Genomic DNA, 7,525 nt, shown 5'->3' with positions numbered 1-7,525 from the left:
AAGGCCTCCTTGAGGGACCCTGGGTCCCTCAAGGAGGCCTTCACGGACTTGACACCCGGGCAGGGACACCTTTGCCTTACCTCCCAATAACACCGTCAGGAAACGGCGCTCGAAGGGGCCGAGAAGGTGTTGCAGTCGGCGATCCGGTTGTTGCTCGCGCCCGCCCGCCACCAGGACGCGTAATGCGCGTTCGTCCCGTGGTCCTGGCTGCGCGAGGTGTTGTCGCCCCGGGTCTCCTGGTCGTTCCAGGCCTTGTTGTACATGTCCCGGCTGACCGTGCCGCCCTGGTCGACGTGCGCGCCGAGGAACATCCCGGAGAAGCACTGCGCCTGCAGTTCCTTGCGCCGCGACATCTCCAGCCCGGCGGGGCTGTTCTGGCCCGAGTCGTAGATCTTCTGCCAGGCCGCGTCCATCAGCCCGGCGACCTCCTGCACGTGATGCCCGTACTCGTGCGCGAAAAGGGCCAGGTAGACGCCGGGGTTGTTGCCGTACTGGTCGGTCTGAAGACCGCGGAACGGCACGTAGAGGTTGTTCTCGCAGTAGTACGCCGCCGTCGCGATGCCCACCTGGATCGTGCCGCATTCGGTTTCGAAGCTGGCCCCGGTCGGGAAGTGCAGGGCGGGCGGGATGAACGGCAGCTTGTAGGCCTCGAGGAACGGGCCCCAGGCGTTGTCGAGGCATTTGCCCGCCGCGGTGAAGAACGCCTCGGCGGCCTGCTGGCTGCTCTGCCACTGCGGGAGGTTGCAGACGCGGTTCTGGAGGCCGGCGTTCGGGTCCTGGAGGATCGGGTGGTCGCCGAGCTTGAGGATTTTCTGCGGCCCGCTCGACGAGGACGGCGCCCTGGTCGGCGACGTCGGGAACGGGTTCGACGAGGAAGAGGGCGACGCGGACCCGCTCGGCGTCAGTTCCGCGGACGGCGGCGGGCTCGGCAGGGTGCTGTAGCCCGCGTTCGCTACGTGATCCTTGCCGTCACGATTGAGTGAAACGATCGCCACCAGGCCGAGGACCAGCACGGCGACCGCGCCGAGGCAGATGCCGACGATCGCGCCCACGGACCGGCGTGGTGGCGGCGGCGGGAAGTGGTGCGGCGCGCCTTGCCACTGGGGATGGGGCGGGCCGTGCACCGGCGGTGGCTGGACGGCGCCGCGTGGCGGCCACTGGCCGTGGGGCGGTTGCGTCATCAAGTCGGTCCCGGTGGTTCTAGGGGCGAACCGGGGGTACCCGGTCCGATGTTCAGCATAACGAGCTAACGGCCTCCACTCCCACTGCTTGGCTGCAGAGGGTATCCAGGGTGAGGCGAGTGGTCACCCATCAGTGTCGTCCCCCCAGCTCTGGCTGGGTGTCGGGCCCTCTGGAAGAGTGTGCGTAAGCAACATGAACGGGTAAGGGGCTGTCGCATGACGGAGACCGGCGGACCGTCCGGGCCGGAAGGCACCGAGACGCCGAAGCCGCAGGCGGACACACCGGCACAGCCGCAGGCGGACACGCCGACGCCGCCGCGGGGGGAAGTGCCGCCACCGGCGCCGGAGCAGCAGTGGCAGTCCCCGTCCGGGGCGACGCCGCCGCCTCCGCTGCCGTCGTACCAGCCGCCGCAGCAGCAGTACCAGTACCCGAACTGGAAGGTCGGCCTCGGCAGGCCCGGGGTCATCCCGCTGCGCCCGCTGAACCTGACCGACATCCTCGACGGCGCGGTCACGGCCATGCGCAAGTACTGGCGGATGGTCTTCGGCGCCGCCGCGATCACCGCCGTGCTCACCGCGGCCCTCAACCTGGTCGGGCTGCTGCTGGTCGACACCACCGGTGACCTCGAACAGATCCGCGATCTCGGCCCGGCGGCCACCGATCAGGAACTGATGAACCAGATGCTCGGCGTCCTGGGCGGATCGCTGGCGACGTCGTTCATCACCCTCGTCGCCACCCTGCTCGGGACGACCATCCTCACCGGATTCCTGACCGTCCTGATGGGCAAGGCCGTGCTGGGCAAGCCGGTCACCTTCAAAGAAGCCCTGAAAGAGGCGACGCCGCGGCTGCTGCCGCTGCTCGGCCTGACCGTGCTCTACACGCTGGCGATCCTGGTCGGCGCGATCTTCTGCCTGCTGCCCGCGATCATCCCCTACACCTTCTGGGCGCTGGCCAGCCCGGCGTTCATCCTCGAACGCGGCACCGTGATGGAGGCGTTCCGCCGGTCGGTGAAGCTGGTCTCCGGCATGTTCTGGCGGGTGTTCGGGATCCTGCTGCTGGCGTACGTGATCTCGTCGTTCCTGGCGTCGATCATCACGCTGCCGTTCAGCTTCAGCGCCTTCTTGTCCATTTTCGGCAATCTGGACCAGATGTACGTTCCCTCGACCGGTGACCTGATCCTGCAGTCGGTGGGCACGGTGATCGCGCAGACGATCGTCGGCCCGTTCACCGCGCTGGTGACCGTGATCCTCTACATCGACCAGCGGATGCGCCGCGAGGGCATGGACATCGAACTGGCCCGCGCGGCCGGGATCACGCCGCCGCCCCCGCCGCAGGCATGGTGACGCGCTTCCTCACCGACGTCCCGGTCGACATCGACCGGGACACCGCCCGGCTGCGCGCGGCCGAGGAGCTCTCGGGATCGGCCTACCAGAACGCGAAACCGAGCTGGCTGTCCGAGGCGTTCAGCTGGGTGCTCGAAAAGCTGCTGAGCTTCCTCGACACCGTCGACAGCGCGGTGCCCGGCGGGATCTTCGCCGTGCTGCTGCTGGCCGTCGTGGTGATCGTGCTGGTGGTGGTGATCCGCGTGCGGTCCGGTCCGCTGGCGACGTCGGCCAAGAGCGGGCGGGCCGTGTTCGCGGGGCAGCGCAAGCCTTCCGGCGAACACCGGAAGGCGGCCGAGGAGGCGGCGTCGCGGGGCGACTTCGACGACGCCGTCCGTGAGATCTTCCGTGCCGTGGTGCGGTCCCTGGAGGAGCGGGCGCTGCTGGACGAGAAGTCCGGCCGCACCGCCGACGAGGCCGCCGTCGAAGCCGGACGGCTGCTTCCCGACGTCGCCGTCCCGCTGCGCGCGGGCGCCCGGCTGTTCGACGACGTCCACTACGGCGGGATCCCGGCCACCGAAGCCGGCTATCGCTCACTGTCCGAATTGGACGAACGCTGCCGCCGTGCCCGGCCCGTCGCGCTGGCGGCCGGATGACCTCGGTTTCGCCCGACGCCCGCCGGATCTGGCGCGGGGTGCAGCTCCCGCTCGCGGTCGTCCTCCTGATCGTGCTGACCGGGACGCTGCTCGTCCTCGTCCAGGGCGAGCAGACCACCGGCTCCCTCGAACCCGGTTCCTACGAGCCCGGCGGCGGCCGCGCGCTGGCGACCTTGCTGGAACGGGAAGGCGTCAAGATCACCACAGTGCACACGGCGGCCGAGCTCAAGGGCGCGGCGGCGGGCGCGAGCGTGCTGATCACCCAGCCCGCCTACGTGCCCAAGAGCACCTTCACGCAGATTCGGCGGGACGCCGAGAACGTCGTGCTGGTGCGGCCCAGTGCGGGCACGGTCGACGAAGTCCTCCCCGGCGTGCGGGTGAACGGTCAGCTCGAAACCGAGACCCGCGCCCCCGACTGCCAGGTCGAGGACGCCGTCGCCGCCGGGAGCGCGACGATGGGCGGCCTGAAGTACGCGGCCACGCAGCCCAGGGCGCGGGAATGCTACGGCGGCTCGTTCCTCGAAGTGCCCGGTCCACAAGGGACGGTCACCGTGCTCGGCGCCCCCGAGCCGCTGACCAACGAGTGGCTGGCCGACGAAGGCAACGCGGCGCTCGCGATGCGGTTGCTCGGCAAGCAGGAGCGGCTGGTCTGGTACCTGCCGACGCCCGCCGACCCGTCGCTGGAGAACGAGAAGAAGCCGCTGTCCGAACTGATCCCGGCGGGCTGGTCGTACGCGGCCCTGCAGGCCGGGGTCGCGGTGCTGCTGCTGGCGCTGTGGCGCTCTCGGCGGCTGGGGCCGGTGGTGACCGAGCCGATCCCGGTCGTGGTGCGCGCGGCCGAAGCCACCGAGGGACGGGCACGGTTGTATCGCAAGGCGAAGGCCGCCGCGCACGCCGGGGAGACCCTGCGTGAGGCGGCCCGCGCGCGGCTCCGGCCGTTGCTGGGGCTGACCCGCGACGCCGAACCCGCCGCCCTGGTGGAGTCCGTCGCGGGACGGACCGGCCGGGCGCCCGCCGAGATCGGCGCGCTGTTGTACGGGGACCCGCCCGCCGATGACGCCGCGCTGGTGCGGCTGGCGGACGGACTCGACGTCGTGGAACGAGAGGTGGAGCGGTCTTGAGTACCGAACAGACCGGGCAGTCCAGGGTGGACGGTGCGGCCGAAGCGCGGGCGGCGCTGATCGCGCTGCGCGCTGAGGTCGGGAAGGCCGTGGTGGGCAACGACGCGGCCGTCACCGGGCTCATCATCGCGTTGCTGTGCCGGGGACACGTGCTGCTCGAAGGCGTCCCGGGCGTGGCGAAGACGTTGCTGGTGCGGGCTTTGGCCGCCGCGTTGGACCTGGAGACGACCCGGGTGCAGTTCACCCCGGACCTCATGCCGGGCGACATCACCGGCTCGATCGTCTACGACGCGCACAGCGGCGAGTTCTCCTTCCGCGAGGGCCCGGTGTTCACGAACCTCCTGCTGGCGGACGAGATCAACCGCACCCCGCCGAAAACGCAGTCGTCGCTGCTGGAGGCGATGGAGGAGCGGCAGGTCTCCAGCGACGGCAAGACGCGGCCGCTGCCCGACCCGTTCATCGTCATCGCGACGCAGAACCCGGTCGAATACGAAGGCACGTACCCCCTTCCCGAGGCGCAGCTGGACCGGTTCCTGTTGAAGCTGACCATGCCGATGCCGTCCCGTGAGGACGAATTCGGCATCCTTTCCCGGCACTCCCAGGGTTTCGACCCGCGGGACCTCGCCGCCGCCGGGATCCAGCCGGTCGCCGGAGCCGCTCAGCTCGACGCCGCGCGGCGGGCGGTCGCCGGGGTCACCGTGCGTCCGGAGGTGCTCGCCTACATCGTCGACGTCTGCCGGGCGACGCGGGCGCTGCCGTCCGTGCGCCTCGGTGTCTCGCCGCGTGGCGCGACGGCGCTGCTGGCCGCGACACGGGCGTGGGCGTGGCTCGCGGGTCGCGACTACGCCACGCCGGACGACGTCAAAGCCCTGGCACGGCCGTCTTTGCGGCACCGGCTCGACCTGCGGCCCGAGGCCGAACTCGAAGGCGCGACCGCCGACGGTGTGCTGGATCGCGTCCTCGCGTCCGTGCCCGTTCCACGCTGATGGCCGTCACCGGGCGGCTCGGGCTGCTGGCGCTCCTCGCGGCGCCGGTGGTCGGCTTCCTGCTGCCCTCGTGGGCCGGGATCGGGCTGGCTGCCGCGGTGCTGTTCCTGCTGGTGGTGCTGGATCTCGTGCTCGCCGGGAGTGTGCGGCGGCTGGCGTTCGCGCGGTCCGGCGCGACGTCCGTGCGGCTGGGGGAGGGCTGCGAGGTCACGCTGACCGTCGCGAATCCCGGTGGCCGTCCGGTGCGCGCGTGGCTCCGGGACGCGTGGCCGCCCAGCGCCGGCGCGGACGACAGGCACCGCTTGACCTTGCCCGCGGGCGAAAGGCGTGTCGTGACCACCCGGCTCCTGCCCACCCGGCGCGGGGACCGGACGGCCGTCCGGGTCACCGTCCGGTCGACCGGACCGCTGGGGCTCGCGGCGCGGCAGGGTTCACACGAGGTGCCGTGGACCGTGCGAGTGCTGCCGCCGTTCCACAGCCGCAAGCATCTGCCGTCGCGGCTGGCGCGGCTGCAGCAGCTCGACGGCCGCAACGCGGTGCTGACCCGGGGCCAGGGCACGGAATTCGACTCCCTGCGCGAGTACGTGATCGGCGACGACGTCCGGTCGATTGACTGGCGGGCTTCGGCGCGCGCGTCCGACGTCATGGTGCGGACCTGGCGACCCGAACGCGACCGGCACGTGGTGCTGGTGCTCGACACCGGCCGGGTTTCGGCGGGCCGGGTCGGCGACGCGCCGCGGTTCGACGCGGCGATGGACGCGGCCCTGCTGCTGGCCGTGCTCGCCGCCCGGGCGGGTGACCGCGTCGACCTTCTCGCCTACGACCGTCAGGTCCACGCCGCGGTGCAGGGATCGTCGGATCTGTTGCCCTCCTTGGTGAACGCGATGGCGCCGCTCGAACCGTCGCTGGTCGAGACCGACGCGCGGGGGATGATCTCCGAGGTGCTGCGGCGGACGCGGCGGCGCGCGCTGGTCGTCCTGCTGACCGGGCTGGACGCGGCGCCCCTGGAAGAAGGCCTGTTCCCGGTGCTGTCCAAGCTGACCTCGCGGCATCAGCTGATGATCGCCTCGGTGGCCGATCCGCGGGTCGCCGAGATGGCGGCGGGGCGCGGTGACGCGGAAGCCGTCTACGACGCGGCCGCGGCCGAGCGGGTGCTGGCCGAACGGCGTCAGGTCACCGCGCGGCTGGCGCGGCACGGGGTCGAGGTCGTCGACGCCGTGCCCGAGGACCTGCCACCGCGGCTGGCCGACCGCTATCTCGCGCTGAAGGCGGCCGGACGGCTCTGAACCCGATCGTGTGGTGCCGGTTGGCGGCGGGTGTCGCGGGCGGTTAGCTCGAAGGACATCCACGCCGACAGGATCGGGGTCCGGTTTGCGCAAGGTCGTGCTGTTCTTCGCGATGCTCCCGATGGCGCTGCTCGTGTCACCCGCCTCCGCGCAACCCGCCGGGAGCCCGGTCTACCTCGCCGACGGGGGCGGGAACATCTCCCTGTCCGCGGCCGACGGCAAGCTCACTCTCGCCGACGCGAAGGACGCCGGCGCGCGGTGGGTGTACGACAAGGCGGCGCTCTCGTACAAACACGTCCCGAGTGGACAGTGCCTGGCCGCGATCAGCCCGGTGGACGGGGTCGGCGTCAAACTCGTGGCGTGCGACGGCAAGGACCGCTACCAGCAGTGGCGCCGCAACGCCGGGCTTCCCGGACTGGTGCTGCTGGCGAACGTGGCGACCGCGCGCTGCCTGACCGCGGAGGCGCCGACCGCCGGAGCGCGGCTCTATCAGGAGGTCTGCTCGCTGCCCGGGCTGTCCAACACCTGGGCGGCCGGGGTGCGGACGCTCGCGATCCTGTCCGGAAACGGGCAGCGGCTGTCGACGAAGACGCCCGGGCAGCCGTTCGTGGTGCGCGTGGTCGGGGAGAACGGCCAGCCCGCGGCGGACGTCCCGGTGAACTTCTTCGTCCGCGCGGCACGGCCGAAGAACGTGCTGGTCTTCGAGGGCGGAGCCGAGACGGCGACGGCGAAGACCGGCGCCGACGGCGCCGCGACCAGCCCGAAGATCGTCCTGACCGAACCCGGCGAGTTCGAGATCCGGTTCACCGGGAGCGCGGGTCTGGAGGACGGGAACAGCATCACCTTCGAAAGCAGCTGCACCTGCTGAACCGCGTGGGCCGGGTGTGATCTCGTAGCCGACCTCGATCACGGATTCTTCCGGTTCCTCGGATTCGACGGCGTGCCGCGTGACGCCGTCGTCGATGGACCAGG

7 protein-coding genes are annotated in these 7,525 nt (G+C 71.3%); 6 read left to right on the top strand and 1 reads right to left on the bottom strand.

Annotated elements, in window-relative coordinates:
* Positions 1 to 95: 95 nt before the first annotated feature.
* The gene (locus AB0N89_RS40775; RefSeq protein WP_364217045.1) at positions 96 to 1,052 is read right to left on the bottom strand and encodes a neutral zinc metallopeptidase; all 957 of its coding nucleotides are present in this window, start codon (positions 1,050 to 1,052) and stop codon (positions 96 to 98) included.
* Positions 1,053 to 1,397: 345 nt separating this feature from the next.
* On the opposite strand from AB0N89_RS40775, the gene AB0N89_RS40770 reads away from it, so the two are divergent.
* The 6 genes from AB0N89_RS40770 (at position 1,398) to AB0N89_RS40745 (ending at position 7,421) form a co-directional block, all read left to right on the top strand.
* On the top strand, positions 1,398 to 2,525 hold the full coding sequence (locus tag AB0N89_RS40770) for a hypothetical protein (protein ID WP_364217039.1): 1,128 nt from the start codon (positions 1,398 to 1,400) through the stop codon (positions 2,523 to 2,525).
* On the top strand, positions 2,519 to 3,160 hold the full coding sequence (locus tag AB0N89_RS40765; protein ID WP_364217036.1) for a DUF4129 domain-containing protein: 642 nt from the start codon (positions 2,519 to 2,521) through the stop codon (positions 3,158 to 3,160). Before AB0N89_RS40770 ends, AB0N89_RS40765 begins: the two co-directional genes overlap by 7 nt.
* A complete protein-coding gene (locus tag AB0N89_RS40760) occupies positions 3,157 to 4,281 on the top strand; it encodes a DUF4350 domain-containing protein (protein WP_364217033.1) in 1,125 nt (374 codons plus the stop codon). Before AB0N89_RS40765 ends, AB0N89_RS40760 begins: the two co-directional genes overlap by 4 nt.
* A gap of 26 nt (positions 4,282 to 4,307) precedes the next feature.
* A complete protein-coding gene (locus AB0N89_RS40755; RefSeq protein ID WP_364217042.1) occupies positions 4,308 to 5,267 on the top strand; it encodes a MoxR family ATPase in 960 nt (319 codons plus the stop codon).
* A complete protein-coding gene (locus tag AB0N89_RS40750) occupies positions 5,267 to 6,553 on the top strand; it encodes a DUF58 domain-containing protein (RefSeq protein ID WP_364217030.1) in 1,287 nt (428 codons plus the stop codon). Before AB0N89_RS40755 ends, AB0N89_RS40750 begins: the two co-directional genes overlap by 1 nt.
* A gap of 85 nt (positions 6,554 to 6,638) precedes the next feature.
* Entirely contained in the window at positions 6,639 to 7,421 is a 783-nt protein-coding gene (locus AB0N89_RS40745; protein WP_364217027.1) for an RICIN domain-containing protein, read from the top strand.
* Positions 7,422 to 7,525: the final 104 nt, after the last annotated feature.

This window comes from Amycolatopsis sp. NPDC089917, assembly GCF_040684635.1.
GTDB lineage: Bacteria > Actinomycetota > Actinomycetes > Mycobacteriales > Pseudonocardiaceae > Amycolatopsis.
The sequence above is the reverse complement of the archived record's forward strand: the minus strand, read 5'-3'. Positions and strand labels throughout refer to the sequence as shown.